The sequence below is a fragment of the Lysinibacillus sp. EB271-A1-10B genome (genome assembly GCF_058791335.1).
Genome location: NZ_JBYTDL010000005.1, coordinates 1 through 24,731 on the forward strand (window position 1 = coordinate 1; position 24,731 = coordinate 24,731).

Below are 24,731 nucleotides of genomic sequence, written 5' to 3' on the forward strand. Positions count from 1 at the left end.
GATGCTGCTAAAGCATACTGTGTAAAGCGATCCATTTTACGAGCTTCTTTACGTTCGATATACTTTTCGATATTAAAATCCTTCACTTCAGCAGCAACTTTTGCTGCGAAAAGATCTTTATTTAAACGCGTTAATTCGCCAACGCCAGATTTTCCAGCTTTAATGTTAGTCCATGTTTCTTCGATGCTATTTCCTAGTGGTGTAACTGCGCCAATTCCTGTAATTACTACTCGTCGTTTACTCATTGTATTACTCCCCTCAAGCATTTTTCGTTTTTATTTTCCCCATCTCATTGTAACGGCACCCCATGTTAAGCCACCGCCAAATCCAACAAGTACTACTAAATCATCATCTTTTATCTTACCTGCTTCAAGCTCATCTACCAAGGAAATACCAATAGATGCCGCAGACGTATTCCCATATTTGTGAATCGTTTTTGACATTTTTTCCGGTGGTAGCTCTAGACGCTCACGAGCTGATTCCATAATTCGAATATTCGCCTGATGCGGCACTAAAAAATCTACGTCTTCTTTTGTTAAACCTGCTTTTTCTAAAACGTTCATTGCAGATTCACCCATTTGACGAACGGCAAATTTAAATACTTCACGGCCATTCATAGCGATTGTATCTTGCTGTGTTAAATACAAATTCTTTCCACCTGTACCGTCAGCACCAAGTTCAAATGATAAAATACCTCTACCTTCTGATACTGGACCAATAATTGCTGCACTTGCACCGTCACCGAATAATACAGCGGTATTACGATCTTCCCAGTCAAGTACTTTCGACAGCTTTTCAACACCTACTACTAAGACATATTTATAAGCATTTGATTCTACAAACTGCTTTGCCGTCACTAAACTATATATAAACCCTGCACAAGCTGCCGCTTGGTCCATCGCTGCTGCATTAACTGCTCCAATTTGCTCCTGAACCATACATGCGACACTTGGAAAATTTTGATCTTGTGTTACTGTCGCTACGAGGATTAAGCCTATTTCCTCTGGTGAAATTCCTGCTTTTTCAATAGCCTCTTTTGCTGCAGCTACTGCTAAATCTGAAGTTTCCTGATCATCAGCAGCAAAATGACGCTGCTCAATCCCTGTGCGAGTTCGAATCCATTCATCCGAAGTATCCATTATTTTTTCTAAATCAAAATTCGTAACGACCTTCTCCGGAACGTATTTGGCAATCCCTAAAATACCAGCGTTCATTTAGCAACCCCTCTGCTTTCTTACTATCAATTATTAGTAACTGGTCATAATTATAACTCATAAATAAGATCAGGTGCAAGATGAATTAAAATTAATGCTTTTTTTCCTATCAATTCCACCACGAATTAATCACTGCGTGAAATCGGGCGCTTGATAGCAATTGTATAGAATTTAGCGGGGCTTGAAGCACTTCTACACGCTACGACACACAAGTATTTGTGACGTCTTTTAATTTCAGTGATGTATTGAAATTGCATTAAAAATAAAAAAAATGTTATTGTTGTGACAAATTCGCCATGTTTCACAGAAAAGGTTCTTTTTTTTTCGATTTATGTTATGATATGATAATGAATATGTAGTAAAATCTTATGATATAAAAAAGTTCGGTTGAGGTGAAATTAATGCGATATATCGTAACATTCATATGGTCATTCCTACTAGTTTCAATGTTAAACTACGTAGTAGGCTCTGTACTTGGTGCAGAATTTGATATCGATACTGCTATTGTTACATCAGTTGTATTTACAATTCTTGTTTTCATTATCGGTGCAATTATTCCAAACGAGTCAACTCCAGAAGCTGCAGACAATCATTAATTCAACTAGAAAAAACCTGTTTCGCTCAATGCGGAACAGGTTTTTTGTTATTTTTCAACGACACATTGACCATCATGCATTTTAATGTGCAATGTTTCTCCTGGTAATACTTCACCTCGAAGCAATTCTTTTGCAACCGCAGTTTCAATATAACGTTGCACGAAGCGTTTTAATGGTCTTGCGCCGAACTGAGCATCTGCTCCTTGTTCGACAACCCAATCAACTACATTTTGTTCTACTTGTAAAGTAATGTCTTGCTCTGCAACTCGTTTGACAAGCTGTTCGATATATTTCCATGCAATGGCTGTAAAATGCTCATCTGATAGTGCATGGAACATAATAATATCATCCATACGATTTAACAGCTCTGGTTTAAAATGTTGACGCAGTGCAGCCATCACTAAATCCTCAACAGCAGCATCGGCTTCTTTTGCTTCCATTAAATAGCTTGAGCCAATGTTAGAAGTTAAAATGACCACTGTGTTCGTAAAGTTAACCATACGCCCCTGGCTATCAGTAATGCGACCATCATCTAAAATTTGTAGTAAAATATTTGCGACATCCGGATGGGCCTTTTCAATTTCATCTAATAAAACAACTGAATACGGATTTCGGCGAACAGCTTCTGTTAATTGACCACCTTCCTCATAGCCAACATAGCCTGGAGGTGCCCCTACAAGGCGCGATATGCTATGTTTCTCCATATATTCACTCATATCAATGCGAATAAAATGATCCTCAGAATCAAACAATTGTGCCGCTAGTGCCTTCGCAAGCTCTGTTTTACCAACACCTGTTGGTCCTAGGAATAAAAAGCTACCAATTGGTCGATGCGGATCTTTAATACCTGCTCGAGCACGCCATACCGCTTCCGTAACAAGCTGTACTGCATTATCTTGTCCGATTACACGCTCATGCAATGTATCTTTTAAGCGCAATAATTTTTCTCGCTCACCTTCTACTAATTTCGTCACTGGTATTCCTGTCCAGCGCGAAACGATTGATGCAATTTCATCAGCCGTTACCTCTTCACGCAAAATACGTGATTCCGTACCATTTTCTAATTGTTTTTCCATCTCTTGAATGTCCTTTTCAAGTGTAGGAATTTTCCCATGACGTAGTTCAGCTGCTTTATTTAAATCATATTTACTTTCTGCTTCATCTAAGTCGCGGCGGTATTTATCAAGTTTTTCACGTTTTTTCTGAATGCCGTGTAACGCTTCTTTTTCGGTTTCCCATTGTTTACGCATGCCCTCAGAGGATTCTTTGAGCTTTGTTAATTCCTCACTGAGCTGCTCTAGACGTTTTTTACTCGCCTCGTCTTTTTCATTACGCAATGCTTGCTCCTCAATTTCAAGCTGCATAATACGGCGTGTAACTGCATCCAATTCCTGTGGCATGGAATCAATTTCTGTTCGAATCATCGCACATGCTTCATCGATTAAATCGATCGCTTTATCTGGCAGGAAACGCTCTGTAATATAGCGATTGGAAAGCCCCGCTGCCGCTACGATTGCACGGTCATGAATACGTACCGCATGATGCAACTCAAAGCGCTCTTTCAAGCCTCGTAAAATGGAAACTGTATCTTCAATAGACGGCTCTCGTACAAGCACCTGCTGGAAACGACGCTCTAAAGCAGGATCTTTTTCAATATACATACGGTATTCATCTAATGTTGTAGCCCCGATACAATGTAGCTCACCTCGTGCAAGCATTGGTTTAAGCATATTCCCAGCGTCCATTGCACCATCCGTTTTACCAGCACCAACAATTGTATGAATTTCATCGATAAATAAAATGATGCGTCCCTCTGATTCTTTTACTTCTTTTAATACACCTTTTAAGCGCTCTTCAAATTGGCCACGATAACTAGCACCTGCTATTAAAGCACTCATATCCAGCTCATACAGTACGCAATCTTTTAACCCCTCAGGAACATCGCCCTTTACTATACGTTGAGCTAACCCTTCTACAATAGCTGTTTTACCAACCCCAGGCTCCCCTATTAAGACAGGATTATTTTTCGTTTTGCGTGTTAAAATACGAATGACATTACGAATTTCTTCGTCACGACCGATAACCGGATCCATTTTACCGTTTTTAACTTCTTCTATTAAATTACGTCCAAATTGTTCTAATGGCTTTTTGTCATTTGTTTGTTGAAATTGCATATTTAGCACTCCTTTTTAATAATGTTAATCGGAATCCCGTTTGCCATTCTATTTCATAGAAAATGTTTGACCTTTTTTGACTAACTTTATTTTACAACACTCGACAAACTAGAGCAAAGAATTAGCCCTAAAATTTCTTCACTTATTACTGGAAAACTACGTTATAATGAAAGTATATTTCTTAGATCTAGTAAATTGCTCACTTAATTTTGTAATAATTAAACAATTTTTACGAAAAAAGAAAGAGATGTGTTGAAGATATGGCTATTATGGATAATATACAGGAGAAATTTCACGATCTTTTTCAAAAGCACGGTGTTTTTATTAAAGTGAATAAGGATAGTAAAATCTTTTTAGAGGGCGAACGTGCGAAAGAAATTTATTATATAAAAACAGGAGCTATCTCGATTAGTCAGGAAACGGAGAATGGAAAGGAATTAACCATTCGTATTTGTGGTCCTGATAGCATCATTGGAGAAAGCTCATTATTTTGCAACTTTACGTATAATTCGATGACCGCTAAAGTACTAGAGCCCTCCAGTTTATATGTTCTTAGCCTTGAAACATTAGAACTTTTACTAGTGGAACAGCCTATTTTAATGGTGGAGTATATGAAGTGGTTGCAAACAGAAAATTTAAAGCATCAAAGCCGTTTGCGTGATTTGATTTTACATGGGAAAAAGGGCGCTTTATTTTCAACGCTTATCCGTCTTTCAAACACTTATGGGAAGCCGTTAGAAAATGACACTATTTATATTGACTTCCCGTTAACACATACAGAGATTGCTAATTTATGTGCAACGAGTCGAGAGATGATTAATCGCATGCTGAATGACTTAAAGAAGCACAATATTATATCTTTTGAAAAAGGTTATATAACCATTCACGATCTACAATTTTTAAAGGATGAAATCGCCTGTGAAAATTGTCCGTTACAAATATGTCGTATTGATTAGTACACTTACATACGAAATCCCCGCTTATGAGTTATAAGCGGGGATTTTTTATCGTGCTTTAAGTGAACTTAGCGTACACCTAATGCCATTTTTGCATAGCGTGACATTCTATCTTTTGACCAAGGTGGATTCCATACAATATTTACATTTGTACTTTTCACCTCTGGAAGCTCACCTAATGCTGTATTCACTTGATCAACAATAACAGGTCCCATCGGGCAGCCCATAGACGTTAACGTCATTGTAACAATTGCTGCACCCTCTTCATCTAACTCTACATCATATACTAAACCTAAGTTGACGATATCAATACCAAGCTCAGGGTCAATTACATTTTCTAATGCACCGAACATGCTGTCTTTCATATCTTGATCCATCTGTATTTCTCCTTCCGTCACAGTGTTAACTTAATCATAGCAGATGCATCTTATTATGCCAAATGCTGTGCAAGCCATTCAGTTGCTGCTAACATACCATCACGTGGCACAGTATGACCTGCTTTCTTATTCGCTATAAATTTTAAGTTTTCTGGATTTTTTTCATAATATTTGCGTAAAGTTAAATAAAAATCATACGTTTCCTTGAAAGGTACAGTTTTATCTAACTCCCCATGCCAAAATAGAACAGGTCGTTCTGCAAATTTGTCTGGTGTTAGGCTCACATCATATTTAGCTAGAAGCTCATTCGTTTGTTGTACTTCTTCTTCGGACATCGGCAAATTCACACCGTTTTTAGCGAATTGCTGTAATTGATACTCCGCTAATTTAGTGAAACTTGGTGCACCCATGCAAACTGCTGCTGTCTTGATCCAATCATAGCGCTTTAAACAGCCTGATGTGACAATACCACCCATTGATGTACCAGAAATACCAATTTTATCATTCACTAATAATTTTTTATTCTTTAATTCATTATATAATTGTTCCACTTCATGAATAGAATTTAAAACAATATCCCAAAAATGTAAGCTCAATTGCATCTCAGTTAGGCCTTCACTACGGTCGCCATGTAATTTTGCATCTGGCAATAGGACACGCACCCCTCTGCCTACTAATTGATATGCATAATGTAAGTTATGTTCTTTTGCACTCGTGAAACCATGTAAAAAAATTACTACCGGGGTTTCTTCATTCATATTTTCCGTATGTATATGTAATAAAGGAATATTTCCCCACAATTCTTTCTCAACAATCATCTTTGTCACTCCCAACATTTGTCTCATCTTTATGTTAGCAAACTTTTTTCACTGTGACAAAATTTTGACGAATGGTTTACAAAACGATACTATTCAAAATATAAGAAAGGGGCAATAAGCTATGAAACCGCATTTAATCGTTTTGGACTTAGATGGTACGTTATTAACGGACCAACAACAAATTTCAGCAAAAACTAAAAAAACATTATTGCAGGCAAAGGAACAAGGCCATCAAGTTATGATTGCTACCGGTCGTCCTTATCGTGCGAGTGATCTTTACTATCACGAGCTTGGCCTTACAACGCCCATCGTAAATTTTAATGGTGCTTACGTCCACCATCCTAAAAATGCTGCTTGGCAGACTAAACATACTCCTATTGATTTAAGCGTAGTACATGATGTCGTCAATTCCATCAATAGCTATGAATATGAAAATATTATAGCGGAGGTGAAGGACGATATTTATGTTCATACAGAGAACTCACGGATTTTAAATATATTTAATATGGGGAATCCTAAAATTACTCATGGGAATCTCTATACCCATTTACTTGATAACCCTACTAGTTTACTGATTCAAGCGAATGACGTGAATTCAATGATTATTCGTGACCATTTACAGGCTGTTCATGCAGAGGTCATTGAACATCGTCGTTGGGGTGCCCCACTTCACATTATTGAAATTGTTCGCCGTGGCTTAAATAAAGCAGTAGGAATCGCTCATGTAGCACAAGATTTAGGTATCCCACGTGAGCGTATTATTGCATTCGGTGATGAGGACAATGATTTAGAAATGATTGAATATGCCGGTATCGGTGTCGCAATGGGCAATGGCATCCCTGCTTTAAAAAACATTGCCAACGAAATTACGACAACCAATAACGACGATGGCATCGCTAAAATGCTTATCGAACGTTTAAAACTATCCTAGTTAAATAAAAAAACCCTATTTTTTGGATCATCACCATAAGTTGTGGATGTCATTCATGAAAATGTAAGCCATCTATGAAAGTTGCGCGAAGTACGCCCAGTCGGACGGAAATCAACCACATGTTATGGTGATGAGCCCATTTTTCACTTTAACTTTCGAGTTAACAATACACTGAGTTGCAATTATACTGAAACTCGATATGATATTATAACTATATAAAATTTTATTAGGAAGTAGTTTCGAGAAATATAGAGTGGAAATTGAAAACTCGACACGTGTTCACCTGTTATGTAGTATAGGTATTTGTAAACTTCTCATATAGAGTTAAAAGAATATTAAATTAGGGGGACAAATGATGAAAATTTTTACTGATAGTGGCTGTGATCTACCAAAGTCTTACTACGAAGAAAACAATATTGAACTTCTTCCACTACGAGTGCAATTGAACAATAATGAATATGATGATGTCATTTCGATTGATTCCAAAGAAATTTACGACGCTATTCGTCAAGGTGCTCGCCCAAAAACATCCCAAGTATCACCAGAGATATTTCTCAATCATTTCGAAAATCTAGCAAAAAATGAAGAAGAAGGAATCTATATTGCCTTTTCATCGGAATTATCAGGCACCTATAATACCGCTGTCATGATTCGCAATCAAGTACAGGAGCAATATCCATCCCTTAAATTAGCTATTATCGATTCTAAATGTGCTTCACTAGGTTTCGGCCTAGTAGTCGAAGAAGCCGTTCGCCTTCGAAATACAGGTGCTTCACTGGAAGAAATCGAAGCAAAAATTACAGCTCTTACTCCACAGATGGAGCACTTATTTACGGTGGAAGATTTAGATTACCTTGCTAAAGGTGGTCGTGTATCTAAGGCAAGCGCATTTCTAGGGGGGCTCCTAAGCATTAAACCCATCTTAAATGTTGAGGATGGTAAACTTGTGCCGATTGAAAAATCGCGTGGACGTAAAAAAGCCATCGCTCGCATGTTAGATTTAATGCAGGCGCGCGGTGAAAATTTCTCTGAAAAAGTTGTTGGTATTAGCCATAGTGATGATGTGGAATTTGCCAACGAAGTAAAAGCTTCTATCCAAGAAAGATTTTCACCAAAAGCCATTCAAGTAACAATGATTGGTTCAGCTATCGGCTCCCACGTAGGACCAGGTACAATTGCCATCTTCTTTACAAATAAAAGCTATCAAGCTTAACAAAAACCCCCTCCGCACTGAAAAGTGTTGAGGGGATCTTTCATTTAATCCTACTAGGATTAGTTTAGAGCATCTTGCTCTTTACGTCGTACTTTACCTCGTCTAATAATAACAACTACAAATCCTATGAATATTAACCATACTAATCCTAGTGCTACCATATAAGGTACATTTAATCCTTCATCATTTCTAACTTGATAAATCTCTACCATTTCGCGATTTAAAATAACTGGATAAACGTCTTTTTCATTAATACGAACTTTTTCTTCATGTATAATACCGTTTAGCATTTTACCTTTACCAAGCTGAGCAGGTGTTAAATCAACGCGTTGTGTTTCACTAGTATTATTAACCATGATGACCCATTTCTCTTTATCGGACGTACGTGTAAATACAAGTAGGCCATTTTCATTTGTGAGAACTTCAAAATCACCGTTGCGTAATGTCTCAGATTTATTACGTAAAGATTGGACATGTTTAATATAATCGATTAATTCTGTATCAGTTTTAAAGTTATATATTTGGTGCATATCTGGCTTTTTTTCACCGTTCATTGCAATTTCTGTACCATATTGTACAACTGGAATTCCTGGCATCATAAATAAAGCACCCATCGCCATTTTCAAACGCGTTGGTGGGAACATATTTTCTGCTGCAGAATCAAATGTAAATCGATGCGTTTCTAACGAATCAATCATAATCTGAGTTGGTTTCTTACCTGTAAAAGGCTCCATCAACTTAGTAGAATCCATATCAACATTTTTAAAGATATTACGGTAAATATCAGCTGAAGCTTTAGAAAAGCTTGCATCAAAGTTTGCATCACTTTCTTCATTTGAAATGACATAGAGTGATTTTTTCGTATCCTTTAATGCTTTAATCACAGCATTGATAAATTCTGTATCAGCACCAGCAATATTCGTTAAACGCACTCCACCAACATCGTATGTAGAGACAAAGTCTGTTACTGATTTAACAAGTGCGTCTTGTACGTCTTTGTTTGTTAAGTCCCACTGTACTTGTCCATTATTTGTTGAAGCAATCCAGTCCTTTTTCGCTGGATCTTTTGCCCACTCATGATTCGGACTTACATTGTTTAATGGAAAATCAACCATGATCGATACGTTTTTAGCTTTATAGGCCTCAATGACACTTTGAAACTCCTCAGCTGTCCCAAAATGACGCTCAATTGAAGAGTAGCTCGTCGGCATCGATCCATCATATTTCTCAGTGGCAAAAATCGGGCCAATAGAAGCGATTGTAAAGCCCATCTCTCCTATAAATTTTAGTTTATCCTGTAAACCTGCAAAATCGCCTCCTGCAAATTTAGTAGCGTCTTGCGTATTTGTATCAAAATCGTTAGTGCCCGAACCATTAAAGAAACGATCAACGAGTAAATCATAGATGCTTTCTTCTGCAATCGTTCTTGTCGACGCTTCATCAGCATGTGCAACTGGTGTAGCACTCACTAATGAAGTTGCTAGTAAAAGCGATGCAGCTGTCGCACTTATCCACTTTTTGAATTTCACTTTTAATTCCCTCTCTTTCAAACCAATCCTCCGTCATTTTACCAAATAAAATAGTCCCCTCGCTATCAATTTAAAATATTTTCCGAAAATGACAAAATGAATTACGGCAAAAAGGTGTCAACTTCTCCTTCAAACACAATTTATCGACTTGATTGTGGGACCTGAGCAATTTCACCTTCAAAAAAAGCCGTGAAGCGAGAACTTCACGACTTTTACAAAATTATGCTAAGAAATTTTGACCCATTGGTAATTTGAAGCCTAGGAACAATGTAATCAATAAGAACACTGCAAATAAAATCCAAAACATACCAGTTGGTTTATTTTTCTTTTGACGAACTAATACCATTTCCATCATACCAATGACTAAAATACCACCTATAAATTTAAAGCCATAGAGCATACCCATACCATAATCCATGCCTTTAATAAATAGTGCTCCACCAGTAATGATAATTAAAATGTAGAATAAACGTAATGTCATATGTAAGCCTTTTGACTGCTTGCCCATTAATGCTGCAATTAAAAAGATTACAATTGCAACTACCCAAGTAGTAATATGCAAATGCGTTTGGCTAGTTAAGAAACTCATTATTGTCCCACCTCATATTCTTTTTTCTATCAAACTCTATCCTACCATGTGATGGAAAGGGTTTCAAACATTACAATAGTGTTCATATAATTTACATCAATTATGCCTCGGAAAATTGCGTCGAAGGGTCTAACTTCTTTCAGCAGATGTTTAGACACCCACTGAAAGAAGTTAAAAATCCGCGGAGGTAAACTCACGCGGATTTGAAAAATTATTCAAAATGATTCACTAAAGTACCGATGCCTTGGATAGATACTTTTACAGTATCACCAGCTTTTAAGAATTGTGGCGGATTCATGCCTTTGCCAACACCTGCTGGAGTACCTGTTAAAATAACGTCACCTGGCTCTAATGTAACATGCTGAGATAAAATCGATACTAATGATTCTACAGTGAACATCATATCTTTTGTTGAGCCGTTTTGACGTACTTCGTCGTTCACTTTTGTAACGACTGTTAAATCTTGTGGATGCGGAATTTCATCTTTTGTTACAAGGTAAGGTCCAAGTGGACAAGTTCCATCCAAGCTTTTTCCTAAGAAGAATTGCTTATGTTTTTCTTGTAAATCACGAGCTGTTAGATCATTGGCAATCGTATAGCCAAATACATAATCGTATGCTAAGTTTTTCGGAATATTTTTACCACGTTTACCAATGACAACCGCTAATTCGCCTTCATAATCCATTTTAGATGAAAGATCAGCATGAATAGAAATTGTTTGGCCATCAGCAGCAATAGCAGTCGGAGATTTTGTAAATACCATTAAGTCTGTTGGAGCTGCTTCTGCACCCATTTCTTTAGCATGTTCATCATAGTTTTTCCCAATACACATAATGTTTTTTGGTGTGCGTGGAATCGGTGATAACCACTCGATCACTGTAAATTCGCGTTTGAAACTATTAGCACGGTCTGATTTTTCAGCGGCTTCTACTAATTTACGAATCTGTTCAACAAAATCAAAGCCTAGAGCAATGCCATCTACAATTGAACTTGAAAAAGAAGGGAGAACTTGAAGTTCATTTTGAATAGCGAGTACATCCCATACTGCTTCTTCTTTTTTTACTTTTGGTCCAAAGCTTACATGTCCACCTAATTTAAATGATAAAATTTTCATGATTTTCAGAGCTCCTTCTTTTTTTTACATAATACAACAAAATTATAGAAATTGCCTTACTTTTACGAAAACTATTTTTATTCCGAATAATTTGCTGTTTTTTTACCATAAAGTGTGGTTGATATCCGTTCCGACTGGGCGCTTTCCCGGGGCGTCCGAGGAGTCGCCCAGTCTCCACTACAATCAACTTACTTACATAACATACGTTTTAACAAATGCTATCCCAACTTTTGATAATGAGCCAAATCGCAATTAATTATTCTTATTATACAAGACGTATTCATTAACTTTATGTTGCCCTCACATTAAAGATGCACGCTGATTTCTACCGCAGATTGTTCGCTTTTTGCACGAGAGTCAAGCCCTTAACATTTACCCTGCTTTCGTTTTCGCCTTATACGTTAACTTGCGCCATAAAGCCTCTAGCGGACCTTGTTGCCATTTCGCTAGCCAAATTTCTGCCACAATCATTTGTACAATAATAATGCTGACCGCAATTAGCACGCCTGTTGCGACGTTTACTTTTCCATACAAGCCAAATCCAAATTGATAAAATAGACATGTTCCAATGACCGATTGAAGTATATACATCGTAAACGACATACGCCCTATTTTCGCAAAAGGACTAAGCAATTTTGGTACACCTGGGAGTAAACAAAGTAAAACAATGAGCCCCGTATAGCCTACTGCTAAAATTGGACCACCTATGTATACTTTTAAGTAGTCTAATAAATACGTACGCGTAAACATGATCGGTGAGCTTTTAATAAAAATACCAATTGCTAACCCAGCTACCGCTAATGTCAGCCATAGCCATTTAAGCTCTCTCGCTCGTTCTACTAAACGCCATTTAGAGGCTGCGGCACCAATTAACATAAATGGTAGAATTGTAAATAATGCCACAAACCACATGCCGATTCCTGCCTGAACAGATAAATCAGTTAGACGTTGCATAAATGCATCAACCCAGCTCCCTGTTCCATAAGCAGTTATCGCCTGCTCTACTGAAGTAATATCTAAATACTCATCAATCTTTGTATTGAAATTAATATATCCTACTACAAATAACATAAAAGCTTGCATGACGCCGCTAATCATAACGCCAATTGACAATAACCAAATTGGATGTAGACGTAGTAATAGCACTAAAAAAACGCCACAAAATGCATACATCATCAAAATGTCGCCCCACCAAATGAGCACAGCATGTAGCAAACCAAATACAAATAATACAGAAAGTCTTCGAAGTCCTATCGCATAAAAATTTTGTTCACGACTTTGTGCTTTCTGCCATTGCATAGCGAGTCCGTAGCCAAATAACATGGCGAACAGTGGATAAAAGCTACTTTGTACATAAATATCTAAATTTTGCTGCCACACTATATCTGACGGTGTTGTAAACCATGATGCCAAATCAATATAGGGCATTGGCAAATAAAAGGCAAACATATTAACGAGTAAAATGCCTAGTAAGCTAATACCACGTAAAATATCTAATGTTGCGATGCGCTCCTGCAACATTGTCGGTTTTAACTCCACAAAAAAGCCTCCTCTATGTATATGGCGAAAACAGGACTTCCTAACATGCATTCCCTTATATGAAACTACCTCAGATAGCCCTGTTTTCACCGCTTTCACTTATGCATGTAAAACCCGTTCAATATCAAATAAATAGAGAACCTTATCACTCACTTTAATTTGAAGGATTGATTCAATCGCCTCACTATACACTCTAAGCTGGACACCATATCGTTCTAAAAGTTCCTTCGTCAACGCTGGTTCCTCAGCAAAATGTGATTGGATACGATCGGTCTTATAATCAAGCAAGATCCAATCCCCGTTTTCATCCTCAAATAAGCAATCAATAATTCCTTGTACAATTTGAGCGTCACCATCTTCATCTACTCTACTAATGGTAAATGGTAATTCTCTGCGAATCGTTTTTGCTTTTTTAAAGCGTTGTCCAATGTCTGTTGTAAAGAAATTATATATTTTTTTCGACGGAACAACTTTCCCCTCAGCCTCGGTCAGAAGCTGTCTATCCACTAAATTAGTGACAAACTCCTGAACCTCCTGTACATCCATAAAGCCGTTTTGAGGGACATGTTGCATTACTGTATGAATCGCTGTCCCTATTTCTGCACCTGTCAGCTGCTTGTCCTGTAAAAAGGTTGGACGGGGTGCAACGGCCGTCGTTTTTTGCTTAGAAGGTGCTGAAAAGTAATATTCAGGCTCTTCCTGTCTTTGAAGATTTTCTAAACGCTTAATTTCACTTACAGATGTTTTTGAACGTTTTTGTGTTGATTTCTGAAACGCATATTGTGCTTGAAAGCGCATCGTAATTTCCGACTGCAAAGCTTCATCCTCTGGCGTTTCTAGCAATTGCTGTACCTCGTCCTCTAACGCCTGTATATCATACGCATAATGGCTTGTTTCAATAGCTCGTACCCACCAATGCGATACATCATCTGCTGCCTTATAAGGGGAAGCAGCAATGGCTGAAAAATCTGCATGTCTTGCTACTGCAGGCCCAAGCCAATCAAAGTAACTATTTGCTCTAGCGCGTAAATACTCCTGTAGGGGGGCATCTAGCGGCAAGCTTTGTGCATCTAGCCAATTGTCGCGGGTTTTATCCCAATTTTTTACCGAGCCTACTAAAATAAGTCGCTCCTTTGCACGTGTCATCGCTACGTATAATACACGCATTTCCTCAGCACGCATTTCCAGCTCTTTTTTCTCCTTCAAAGCTAAAAATGGTAGAGATGTATACGTAATGCGATTTTCTGGATCAACTGCCTTCACTGCAAGACCAAAATCTTGATCGAATAAATATGGGTTATGGAAATCCATTTTATTAAACGGTCGCCCCATCCCAGCCACAAAGACAACGGGATACTCTAACCCTTTAGATGAGTGAATGGTCACAAGGCGAACGACGTCATCCTTTTCTCCAATCGATTTCGCCGTCCCTAAATCGTCACCACGCGTACGCATACGATCAATAAAACGTAAAAAGCGGAATAGTCCTCGAAAGGCTGTTTTCTCATACATTAAAGCACGGTCGTGTAAAATGCGTAAATTGGCCTGACGCTGCTTCCCATTCGGCATCGCTCCAACCATCTCATAATAATGCGTATCTAAATAAATTTTCCAAATTAAATCTGACAGCGAACCACGTCGCGCTAAATCTCGCCAGTTTTCAAATGCTAACATAAATCGTTGAAGCTTCACAAAAGTGTCAGACTGCACACCAAGCCCCTCACTTCGAATGAATTGCCTTAACGCATCATAAAATGGCGCTTTCGCATCTGCTAGCCGAATTTTTGCTAGCTCATTTTCTGTTAAGCCAACAAATGGAGCGCGTAGCACTGAAGCTAAAGGAATATCCTGATATGGATTATCAACAACCTTTAGTACATTCAGCATAATCATTACTTCAAGCGCATCAAAATATCCTTTCGAGGACTCCGCATAGAGCGGGATTCCCGCAAGCTTAAATTCCTCTACTAAATCCGTCGACCATGTCATTGAACGCATTAAAATTACAATATCACTATATTTTAACGGACGTTCTGTCTTCGTTTTTGTATCGAATACGGTTGTCCCGTCTTCCATCATCTGTCGAATACGTTCAATAATAAAACGTGCCTCATACTGTGATTTTTTTAATTCTTCTAATTCAGAAGCGTCGCTTACAGTATCTTCTGCTTCTTCGTCCAACTCCTCTTCCCCGGGAGGATGCATGATGACTAGCTCTACCGGAACTTCTTTGTCATCATACGGGGCTGCTGGCTTTAGTGAAGCATTTTCATCATAAAGAATTTCTCCAACTCGCTCACCCATAATTTGTGCAAATACATAGTTTGTAGCATTCAACACTTCTTGTCGACTACGGAAGTTAGCGTTTAAATCTATACGCATCCCCGTCAAATCTGGGGTCTCTTGAAACTCGCTGTACTTTTGCATAAAAAGCTTCGGTTCTGCTAAACGGAAACGGTAAATGCTTTGTTTGACGTCCCCAACCATAAAAAGATTTCCATCTTGCTCACTACCTGTTTTCACAAGCTGTAATATCGTTTCTTGTAACATATTTGTATCTTGATATTCGTCTACAAGCACTTCTTTAAAATGTTGCTTCAAATCTAGAGCTACAGGTGAAGGCTGTAATTCACCTTCGATTTCTACAGTTAAAATTTGCAAGGCGAAATGTTCTAAATCTGAGAAATCAATAATTCCTCGTTCTAATTTTGCCATGCGGAACTGTTCACTAAAAACATTCGTCAATTCGACCAATGTTCCTATCGTAGGCCCCATTAATCGAATCTCTTCCAGCAATCGTGCAGGAGTACGAACGAAGAAAGTCTCTTTAAGCTTGTTTACAATTTTTTTAGCTGCCTCACGCTTTTTCTTAGCAAGTTCCTGTAGCTCCACATCTACTAAAGCATCCTTGGATACACGCTTTAAAGTTGACCATTTTACCGTAGCAAAATAATCAAAAAGTTCTTGCCACGTTCCTTCACGACTAATGCGAATGCCTTCCTGAATCATAGCAAAATCCATTTCTGCAGTTTCAGCATACGGTCCAGGCCCAGCAGGCTGTAGCGTAATGGAACGCATTTCAGAAATTAACACAAATGCCTCTTCAAGACTATGTTTGACTGTTAATTTCACATATTTTGATAGCTCTAAATCATCAATTGTTACGTCCGCCGCCAAGTCGTATGTCTCAGGTAGACTACGAAGCCATTTTTGAGGCTCTGCATGAACACGGGACGTATCATAAAGCTTACTTATTAACGTTTCTATTGCCTGATCATCACGATCCGATGTAAAGCTATCAACAAGACGATAGATTGCTTGAACCTGTGTTTCGTCCTCAGAATCGTAAGCATCTTCTAATACTTCGGCTAATATATCGTCCCTTAACAAAGCAACCTCTGCCTCATTTGCTATACGAAAGCCTGGATCAATATCTAGCATATAGGCGTACTGCTTCACAATAGCTAAGCAGAAAGAATGCAGCGTTGAAATTTGCGCTTTATTGACAAGGCTTAACTGGCGTCGCAAATGGTTAGAAGTTGGATTTTCTGCAATAGCCTTTTCAAGTGCCTCCGCCATACGGTGACGCATCTCAGCAGCGGATGCATTTGTGAATGTTACGACAAGTAACTCGTCGACATTGATGGGATCCTCTGTCGCTACTACCTTTTCAATCATTCGATTAATGAGAACTGCCGTTTTACCAGAGCCTGCCGCAGCCGATACAAGTGTATCCTGGCCGCTTGCATAGATTGCCTTCCACTGGTCGTCAGTCCATGTCACTTCCGCTGGCTTTTCAGGTATTTTTTGTACCAACTTACTTCATCTCCTTCCGAATTATCTCAACGATATCATTCGGTTTTGCTTGCTGTAACTGACGGTAGCTTTGCTTGCCATCAGATGGGTCAAATTGACAAACAGCTGTAAATTGACAGTAGTCACAGGCTGTTTTTGATTTCAGTTTATACGGACTAATGGAAGTATCCCCTGCTAAAATTCCGTTACCAGCCTCTTGATGCTTGCGCCGTACAAAATGCTGTAGATTTTTCATATCATTTACAGGTACAACCCGTGACTGAGATTCTGATGGTGTCCCATCTTTTTTCATATAGACAGGAATAATTTTTGAATGCCCACTCGATTCCTCTAATTGCTCGTCCATCGATAAAATGGCCTCCGCATTTTCTGACAAAAGACCTTTCATTTTATACTGTTTTAAACGGTCTTCTTCTATTTCGCTGTCGCTTAAATCCTTGTCAAGCTTTAGCATTGGATTGTGGACATGTACATAAAGAACCCCAGCCGGTTCCGCTTCACCTGGTAGCCAGTAAGAGGAATTTTCCATTGCTACATCTAAATATGTTAGTACCTGTAGTGACAATCCATAGTAAACCTCATTCAAGTCTAAATCACGGGCTGATGATTTATAATCGACGATCCGTAAATAAGAGCGGTCATCAATAGACGCACTATCCACCCTATCAATACGACCTCGCATTAACATTTTCTTACCACCTGTTAAATCAATTTCAAGCGGTGGAAGCTGTTCATTTTGGCCCGGTCCAAATGATGCCTCAATGGCGATTGGCTTAAAATGAGAGACATTTGCATGCTGTGTAAGTGCAGTCATTGTTCGCTCGACAATTCGAATAAGCTTACGTTGAATGTAGCGATAACGCGCGCTTGATTGTAAGATTTGATGTGAAAACACCGGCACAATTTGCTCAACGGCTTGTCGTGCTAATTGTTTAATTTGCTGCTTTGTTAAACGTATCCACGATAGTTGCAGACGATGTGTCTCCTCAGTAATCCATTTCAATGCCTCATGGAATAAATCGCCCATTGCGAATGTTTCTAGCCTGTACTCTGCCCGCTCTTCTAGACGAAGACCATACGTTGTAAAATGCGAAAATGGGCAACGGAAGTACTTCTCAACACGAGACACGCTAGAAGTTAGCTTTTGACCATATAATTCTTGCGTAATGTAGTTTTCTAAAGGCTCTGCCTCATTTTTATGAGTGATTGGATGTAAAACTCGATTATAAACAAGTGCCCAATAAGGGTCCTGTTTATAAAATTTTTGTAACGCTACCCACTCTGGCGCAAGCTCACGGCTATGTTCAGCTTGGCGTTTTTGCACCATTAAATGTGCTAAAGCTGTCCGAGGATGACGTATATACGGTAAAGCATTTTCATCCAGTAATTCAATTGGATCAATGACCACTCGTTCGACCTTGACACCACTCAGAAGACCAGCAGTTTTATCATTGCCGATAATTTTCTTAATATAGAGTGAAGACAATAGAGCCTTCCCCTCTTCATCTGCCGTCGAATAGGACATATATAATTTATCGGATGGCGTCGTTAAAGCACGATATAACAAGGAATTTTCCTGCAGTAAACGATTTTTAGATGTTGGCGCAAGCTCATAACCAATTTGACTAAACCACTCACGCTCAGTATCTGACAGCAATCCCTCGTACTCCATACGGGTTGGATAGACCCCATCATTCATCCCTAAGACAAAAGCGACTTTTATATTGGATAAACGAGCTAATTCAACGGTCGCTACCATGACCTCATCTAATGTAGGAGGGATACGCGAAAACTCTAAAGTGTCAAAGCCCTCATCTAAAATTTTAGCCGCTTCCTCCACGGACATCTCCTGCTCACCAAACATATAAACAAACTGATCGAGCACTGCAATCCATTCTCTCCAAGCTTGATCATGCTCACTTGCAGCTAATGCATCACCTCGATCAAGTTCACGGTCTTTCATCGCTTGAAGCTTTTCATAAACATTCAAATTCTCAATCAGCTCAAATAAAGCTGTCGCAACATCTCTGCCTGTTGTCGCTACTTTCAGCTTGTCCTGCAATAATTGGAGCGGTTGACGAACTTCATCGCGAACAGCCTCGATTTCTGCTTGCATAGCACGTTCTTCGTCCGTTTGTACGCGTGAATGGAATTCAAGTCCACGATACTTTTTGAAAAACCAGCGAGCTTCCTCAAACCAGCGCTCACCAAAGATACCCTGTGCTAAACAGTAGTTTTCTAAACGATCCGCCCGTTCTCGCCAAACATTTAACTCCGCATGTAACGGGAAAAATAGATCTGTTTTTACACTCCTAAAAACTGGTTCATATTTCCAATCAGAAGTGATAACCTCTAAAGCCGACCGACTAAGCTCAATTAAAGGATGATGCAGCATCGTCTTTTTCGAATTTGTAAAAATAGGAATTTCATATTGCTGAAAAATAGTTGTAATAAGCGGATCATAAACTTCCGCTTGTCTATAAAGAAGTACGATATCTTGATAACGATACCCTGTCTCCCTTGTCAGCTTTGTTATTTCCCGGGCAATGGCATGAATCTCTGCACGTCGATTAGATGCTTCAAGCACCATTACATCACCTGAAGTTTCTTTCGTTTGAGGCACCAAATCAGCAAACTGATTTTCCATATGCTGTAAATCAGCGGATTGAAAACGGTGCGTATGATAGAAGTGTAGTGGTGCTTCTACCTCAACGCCTTCTTCATAGGCAATATCGTGTAAACGTTGGTTCGTAGAAGCGGCTTCATGAAATAAAGATTGCTCATCATACACTTCTTCAATATGGTCAAAGGGAAGAACTACCGTTACCTGCTTCGTCACCTTTAATAACTCTTTTACAAGCTCTAGTTCCCTTACAGTAAATGCTGTAAAACCATCTATATAAATAGACGCCTGCTTCATCGTCTCAGAGTATTTCAGATGCTCCGTCAAAATCGGATAATACCCTTCACTATCGACATACGTTGTGCCCAATCGTTCCTCCAAAGCTTGTAAAACGACTTGCAAATCATTCGCCTTCGCTTGCAATGTATTAGGCGCATCAATGGCCATCAAAGATGCTGATACTTCAGCTAACACCGAACTATTTACACTATAACGACTAAACTCTCGTAATAGCGTTTCAATTTCTTCCGTAAAGCCTCGTTTCCCAGCCGCTTGTCGAAATAACGAAAACTCACTTTTTTGTTCCTCTAAAAGTTTACGAATCAGCATTCGATAGCCATAGCCGTTTACTTCTTTTCGAGCAATGCCACCCGTTTCCTGTAACACTAGCCACGCCAATCGTTTAAATGTCATAACTTGCGCACGAATTAAGCCTTGCAAGCCATGCTTATTTGTTAGCTCATACTCCGTTGAGTACGACATTTGGTCGGGGACAATTACAAAAATTGGATGACCTAACGGATCCGATTTTAGTTGTTCAACAATCTCTTGATGAATAAATGTTGATTTTCCTGTTCCTGAACGTCCTGATACGATACGCAATGTCATATACTTTCCCCCTCCTATTAATGATCTATTTAAAAGAAATGATAGTTGTTGTGGATTATCTTGATTTGCTGTTTTACCTGAGCGGGTTTCGCTTGACCCGATCACTTTGCTACTCTAACTAAAATATTTTATCTAAGCGCTACTCAATGCTTTCGCGCATCGCCTACCATTTTAGAAAAATCTATTTCGCCTTGGCGTAATGGAAGTTGTCGTACAAAACTATTTACTACATAAAGAAGATAAAAACCCCTTCTCTCATTTTACATGATAAAAGGGGCAAGATGTGCATATTCAACTTTCAACGTTAATGATTTTTCGTCAATTTTCGCGCTTGTTTTAAATCTTTCTCTACACGCGCGTTTAATCGCTTCTCTATAAACTTGCCAATCCACCAAAGCAGAACAATCGCAACTGCCGCAATAATTAGCCTTACAGGGCTTGTTAGGAGAGCTTTTAAATCGTAACCGAGCACGCTCATTGCTAAAATCATAACGAACTTCCCAGCCATTAACACTACTAAATAAAACTTTTTATGAATATGAGATAGCCCCGCTACTATGTTTACAATGACTGATGGTGTAAAAGGAAAACAAAGTAAGACGAACAAGGGACTAATGCCATTCATATCTACCCATTTTATTAGCTGCTGTACTTTTTTATTACCTGTGACAAAACGAAGCTTCGGATGCTTGCCAAACTTTCGGACAAGCAAAAATAATGCATATGACCCCGCTACAGATCCTAGCCAGGATAATAAAAATCCAAACCATAAACCGAATGCACTCGCATTAGCAACAACGAACACGACTAAAGGTAAAAACGGTAAAAACGCTTCTATAAAAGGTAATAATAAACCAATAATCGGACCGAACGTTCGGTATTGTGCCGTAATCTGCTCAATATTTTCTACAGTAAACCATTCACTCAAAATCGACACCTCTATTTATATTGCAAAATTAAATGTAAAATCGCTAGCTTTTCCGAAGTATTTTTATACTCATGGGGCTGATGTCCTGAGAATACTAGTGTATCCCCTTCTTCCAGCAATTCATGCATCTCTCCAGCAGAAATAACGGCTTGTCCTTGGATAACAGTTACAGTTTCCTCTACCCCTTCTGTGTGAGCCTCACTCCTGCTAATGGCTCCGGGCTCCATTTCAATCTTATAAAGCTCCCAGCCACGCTCTGGATTATAAGGAATAATGGAATACACACGATATCGACCATCATCTTCATCTACATGTGGTGCATCCTTACTACTATATTTCATGAAGTGTGCTGTCGGTGCTTGTAGTAACGAAGAAAATGAAATGCGCAATCCAGCAGCAATTTTCCAAATCGTTGATACTGTAGGATTTGCCTCTCCCTTTTCAATTTGTGCAAGTTGCGCTTTACTTACACCTGTAGCCTTGGCAACATCGTCTAAACTTAAATGACGCTGTTGTCGAATCTTTTTTAATTGAAAAGCTAAATTCCGACTCATTTGTTCCATTTTAATTCACCAATTTCTATTGTTTATTTTATCAGACATATGTATACTCTAATAAACATCAAGAACTATCAAACTATTCCGCTATTAGTATACATGGAAATTTTTAAGAAAGGATGATCTATTTTATGACAAGTACAACTGATTTTCAGAATGAAACGGTTAACACGCCCGATGATAGCTTTTTACAAGGCGTGAAAGATTGCATCCCCACCTTACTCGGTTATATTAGCATAGGACTCGCTTTCGGTGTTGTAGGTTCCGCTTCTGGGTTATCTGTACTCGAAATTGCACTTTTATCTATACTCATTTATGCAGGCTCTGCACAATTTATCTTTTGTGCACTTCTTTTAACAAATAGCCCTGCCTCTGCTATTATTGTAACCATTTTCGTTGTAAATTTGCGCCATTTACTAATGAGTTTAACATTAGCACCCCATTTCACACGCTATTCCATGCTAAGAAATGTTGGTTTCGGCACTTTATTAACGGACGAAACATTTGGTGTAGCTGTTACAAAGCAAATGCAAGCCGGTAAGCTATATGGTAAATGGATGGATGGGCTGAATATAACGGCCTACTCATTTTGGATTTTTTCTTGTGTAACCGGCGCCTATTTGGGACAATGGGTAGCAAACCCTGAAAAATGGGGCTTAGATTTCGCATTGATCGCTATGTTTGTAGCACTCCTTGTTTTACAGCTTAGCAGTGTAGGCAAAAGTAAAATAATGCATTATCTTATGTTAATCGGCTATATGTTTGTTATTATGTATGGTCTTTCTTATATTGTACCTTCGCATGTGGCTGTTCTTCTTTCAACTATGATCGTAGCAACTATAGGGGTGGTGACAGATAAATGACGACAACTGCTACTATGGTATGGCTCATCATTGGCTGTGCACTTGTAACCTGGCTACCCCGTATTATTCCTTTTATGTTCGTCCGAAGTGTGAAGCTACCAGGAGTTGTATTAAAATGGCTAAGCTTTATTCCAGTCTGTATTTTGAGTGCCCTTGTCATCGAAAACTTATTGGATACCGAAAACGGAAAAATTGTTACACTTAATTGGCCTGTATTTATTACATTTGTGCCAACGCTTATGATTGCACTTGTTACCAAAAGTTTATCTATTACAGTTGTAGCAGGGGTTATCATTATGGCAGCTGTAAGATTTTTTATGTAAAAAAGGTCAGTCTTAAAAGTGAGAAAGCTATCACTTTGGACTGACCTTTTATAGTAAATTTCAGCAGGTGTTCTTTTGTACCGAAAGCGTAGGTACAGGTGTTTGGACAACTGCTGAAAATAGTTAAACCGTACCTTTGTTTTTCTTCATTTTACTTGCTAGCCAAAAGCCTACTGTTAACGAAAATGCATCGATGACGAATATAATAGACGGCGACGTATAACCTGCATAGACAGATGCCGCCATAAGTGCAATAGCCAATATTAACGCAACATACCGATTATACGTAATTCGAGTAAACAATAATACGAGTAATGCTGGTAAAAATAACGCTAACATCATTTTCCCGAAAACATCCATCATATATCCCTCGGCTCAGCTAGTAATAATCCAATACGATAATGATCATTACTATATATAACATGCTGTGTTAAGCGTATTTCATTGTTACGATCTACTACTTCTAGACGACAATGTGCAGCATTTAATTGCAAAGCCTCGTATAAATCATTTTCAGTAAAAATGGCCTCACCGTTTACTTTACGAATACATTCCCCTGCCTGTAAGCCCATTTTTTCAGCTGGTGAATCAGGTAAGACAGCCGCAATAATAGCACCCTTTGAACTTGGGGCAACCGCGTAAATATCCGTTTTATCTTGCTGCGCGTAGTAGATTGAAATAACAATACGAGTCACTACACCAATTGCTAGCGTTATAAAGCCGATGAATGGCTCCAAGGCAGCTGCAAGTCCACCTATTAAAATTAATTGCCCTAGCATTAGCACCGATCGGCCAATTTTAGGCAATTGCAAAGCCGGCAATTCTTTTCTAGTAAGCTTTGAAAAGCCAATAACGAATGGGAATAGTACAAGTGCAAAGGTACTCTCCCCTAATGTGAATTGTGGCCAATATGGGAAATCTACTGGAATAACATCACCAGGTATTACAAAGAAGATTGGTAGTACCCATGCATTTCTTGAACGATAGACAATTGCCTGCATACCTCGCTTCGTCTTTTCAACTTGCGGCGTCGTGACCATCATTGCTGTTCGACGAATTAACATACCCTCCGCAATCACACATAGACCTGCTAAAATCGTAATCGTTACAATGGAGCCCTCTAATAAATTTACACCTTCTAAAGAGATTCTCCACCAAGAAAATGTCCAATTGAAGTGATACATTAACCATATCGCTAACGTCGCAAACCCCATCGTATAAATAGGTGAAAGGGCATTAACAAAGTACAATATTAGTGCCAATGCAGAAATAGCGATTAAAATCATAATAAACGCTTTTGGCACCGTTAAACCTAAACCAACACTCACAAGCGAAATAAGGAGGGCAGATAACCAACCATATTTCCATTGCCCCATTAACTCTGTCCAACCCCAAATAATACGTCTATTAAAAAATTTACGCTCCTGCTTTACTCGCCTATAACCTAATAAAATCGCAAACAAAATTGCGATATACATTAATGGGTTGATTAAAAAGCGGCCAATCGCTGTTACAATTTCTAATAATATATCACTAACCATACGAACACCCGCCGTTTCTATCTAGAATACTATGAATTTATTGTATCAAACGACTACACTCTTGCGTAGTACAATCTAGTAGAAAGCCTTCTATTCTTACTTTTTTCGTCATTTTGGTGGATGTCCCCGTTTTTAATAATAA

Annotated in this window: 21 protein-coding genes; 6 read left to right on the plus strand and 15 right to left on the minus strand. The window is 38.7% G+C overall.

From position 1 onward, the window contains the following. Both AC3WSK_RS08935 and AC3WSK_RS08940 read right to left on the minus strand, forming a co-directional pair. Positions 1–245, minus strand: a 245-nt coding sequence (locus AC3WSK_RS08935; protein WP_492535014.1) for a beta-ketoacyl synthase N-terminal-like domain-containing protein, incomplete at its 3' end; no start/stop codon positions are given. Between the two features lie 30 nt (positions 246–275). After that, the gene (locus tag AC3WSK_RS08940) at positions 276–1,214 is read right to left on the minus strand and encodes a beta-ketoacyl-ACP synthase III (RefSeq protein WP_079559556.1); all 939 of its coding nucleotides are present in this window, start codon (positions 1,212–1,214) and stop codon (positions 276–278) included. 401 nt (positions 1,215–1,615) lie between these two features. Here AC3WSK_RS08940 and AC3WSK_RS08945 point away from each other — a divergent pair, with 401 nt between their 5' ends. Next, positions 1,616–1,810: a YjzD family protein gene (locus AC3WSK_RS08945; protein WP_079559555.1), complete on the plus strand. Its 195-nt coding sequence runs from the start codon at positions 1,616–1,618 to the stop codon at positions 1,808–1,810. Positions 1,811–1,857: 47 nt separating this feature from the next. Here the strand turns inward: AC3WSK_RS08945 and AC3WSK_RS08950 are convergent, their stop codons facing one another. After that, positions 1,858–3,984, minus strand: coding sequence for an ATP-dependent Clp protease ATP-binding subunit (locus AC3WSK_RS08950; protein WP_427481843.1), 2,127 nt, complete (start codon positions 3,982–3,984; stop codon positions 1,858–1,860). Positions 3,985–4,253: 269 nt separating this feature from the next. Here AC3WSK_RS08950 and AC3WSK_RS08955 point away from each other — a divergent pair, with 269 nt between their 5' ends. After that, entirely contained in the window at positions 4,254–4,940 is a 687-nt protein-coding gene (locus tag AC3WSK_RS08955; RefSeq protein ID WP_079559810.1) for a Crp/Fnr family transcriptional regulator, read from the plus strand. Between the two features lie 68 nt (positions 4,941–5,008). Here the strand turns inward: AC3WSK_RS08955 and AC3WSK_RS08960 are convergent, their stop codons facing one another. Together AC3WSK_RS08960 and AC3WSK_RS08965 are read right to left on the minus strand one after the other, a co-directional pair. Then, complete coding sequence (locus tag AC3WSK_RS08960; protein ID WP_079559553.1) at positions 5,009–5,317, minus strand: metal-sulfur cluster assembly factor; 309 nt, start codon at positions 5,315–5,317, stop codon at positions 5,009–5,011. 53 nt (positions 5,318–5,370) lie between these two features. Then, positions 5,371–6,135: a prolyl oligopeptidase family serine peptidase gene (locus AC3WSK_RS08965; protein WP_079559552.1), complete on the minus strand. Its 765-nt coding sequence runs from the start codon at positions 6,133–6,135 to the stop codon at positions 5,371–5,373. A 121-nt stretch (positions 6,136–6,256) separates the two neighbouring features. Between AC3WSK_RS08965 and AC3WSK_RS08970 the strand changes: the two genes are divergently transcribed. Together AC3WSK_RS08970 and AC3WSK_RS08975 are read left to right on the plus strand one after the other, a co-directional pair. Then, positions 6,257–7,066, plus strand: coding sequence for a Cof-type HAD-IIB family hydrolase (locus AC3WSK_RS08970; protein WP_079559551.1), 810 nt, complete (start codon positions 6,257–6,259; stop codon positions 7,064–7,066). A gap of 355 nt (positions 7,067–7,421) precedes the next feature. Further along, positions 7,422–8,279 carry a DegV family protein gene (locus AC3WSK_RS08975; RefSeq protein ID WP_079559550.1) on the plus strand — a complete coding sequence of 286 codons (858 nt, stop codon included), beginning with the start codon at positions 7,422–7,424 and terminating at the stop codon, positions 8,277–8,279. 59 nt (positions 8,280–8,338) lie between these two features. Here the strand turns inward: AC3WSK_RS08975 and AC3WSK_RS08980 are convergent, their stop codons facing one another. The 8 genes from AC3WSK_RS08980 to AC3WSK_RS09015 form a co-directional block, all read right to left on the minus strand. Further along, entirely contained in the window at positions 8,339–9,829 is a 1,491-nt protein-coding gene (locus AC3WSK_RS08980; protein WP_492411738.1) for an alpha-amylase family glycosyl hydrolase, read from the minus strand. Positions 9,830–10,028: 199 nt separating this feature from the next. Beyond that, positions 10,029–10,397 (minus strand): YisL family protein, encoded by a 369-nt coding sequence (locus AC3WSK_RS08985; protein WP_349659098.1) that lies wholly within the window; start codon positions 10,395–10,397, stop codon positions 10,029–10,031. Positions 10,398–10,608: 211 nt separating this feature from the next. Beyond that, entirely contained in the window at positions 10,609–11,511 is a 903-nt protein-coding gene (locus AC3WSK_RS08990) for a fumarylacetoacetate hydrolase family protein (RefSeq protein WP_492411740.1), read from the minus strand. A gap of 372 nt (positions 11,512–11,883) precedes the next feature. After that, positions 11,884–13,050, minus strand: coding sequence for a DUF418 domain-containing protein (locus tag AC3WSK_RS08995; protein WP_079559547.1), 1,167 nt, complete (start codon positions 13,048–13,050; stop codon positions 11,884–11,886). 99 nt (positions 13,051–13,149) lie between these two features. Beyond that, on the minus strand, positions 13,150–16,866 hold the full coding sequence (gene addA / locus AC3WSK_RS09000; RefSeq protein ID WP_427481836.1) for a helicase-exonuclease AddAB subunit AddA: 3,717 nt from the start codon (positions 16,864–16,866) through the stop codon (positions 13,150–13,152). A 1-nt stretch (position 16,867) separates the two neighbouring features. Continuing rightward, on the minus strand, positions 16,868–20,377 hold the full coding sequence (gene addB / locus AC3WSK_RS09005) for a helicase-exonuclease AddAB subunit AddB (protein ID WP_492411743.1): 3,510 nt from the start codon (positions 20,375–20,377) through the stop codon (positions 16,868–16,870). A 304-nt stretch (positions 20,378–20,681) separates the two neighbouring features. Beyond that, a complete protein-coding gene (locus AC3WSK_RS09010) occupies positions 20,682–21,305 on the minus strand; it encodes a TVP38/TMEM64 family protein (RefSeq protein ID WP_079559544.1) in 624 nt (207 codons plus the stop codon). An 11-nt stretch (positions 21,306–21,316) separates the two neighbouring features. Further along, the gene (locus AC3WSK_RS09015) at positions 21,317–21,868 is read right to left on the minus strand and encodes a helix-turn-helix domain-containing protein (protein ID WP_492411745.1); all 552 of its coding nucleotides are present in this window, start codon (positions 21,866–21,868) and stop codon (positions 21,317–21,319) included. 125 nt (positions 21,869–21,993) lie between these two features. Here AC3WSK_RS09015 and AC3WSK_RS09020 point away from each other — a divergent pair, with 125 nt between their 5' ends. Beyond that, positions 21,994–22,725, plus strand: coding sequence for an AzlC family ABC transporter permease (locus tag AC3WSK_RS09020; protein ID WP_079559542.1), 732 nt, complete (start codon positions 21,994–21,996; stop codon positions 22,723–22,725). Further along, positions 22,722–23,048: an AzlD domain-containing protein gene (locus AC3WSK_RS09025; RefSeq protein ID WP_492411748.1), complete on the plus strand. Its 327-nt coding sequence runs from the start codon at positions 22,722–22,724 to the stop codon at positions 23,046–23,048. The genes AC3WSK_RS09020 and AC3WSK_RS09025 overlap by 4 nt, the downstream gene beginning before the upstream one ends. 123 nt (positions 23,049–23,171) lie before the next feature. Here AC3WSK_RS09025 and AC3WSK_RS09030 read toward each other — a convergent pair whose 3' ends face one another. Both AC3WSK_RS09030 and AC3WSK_RS09035 read right to left on the minus strand, forming a co-directional pair. Continuing rightward, positions 23,172–23,408: a DUF2198 family protein gene (locus AC3WSK_RS09030; protein ID WP_079559540.1), complete on the minus strand. Its 237-nt coding sequence runs from the start codon at positions 23,406–23,408 to the stop codon at positions 23,172–23,174. Next, entirely contained in the window at positions 23,408–24,589 is a 1,182-nt protein-coding gene (locus AC3WSK_RS09035; protein ID WP_079559539.1) for a PDZ domain-containing protein, read from the minus strand. The genes AC3WSK_RS09030 and AC3WSK_RS09035 overlap by 1 nt, the downstream gene beginning before the upstream one ends. Between the last annotated feature and the right edge of the window lie 142 nt (positions 24,590–24,731).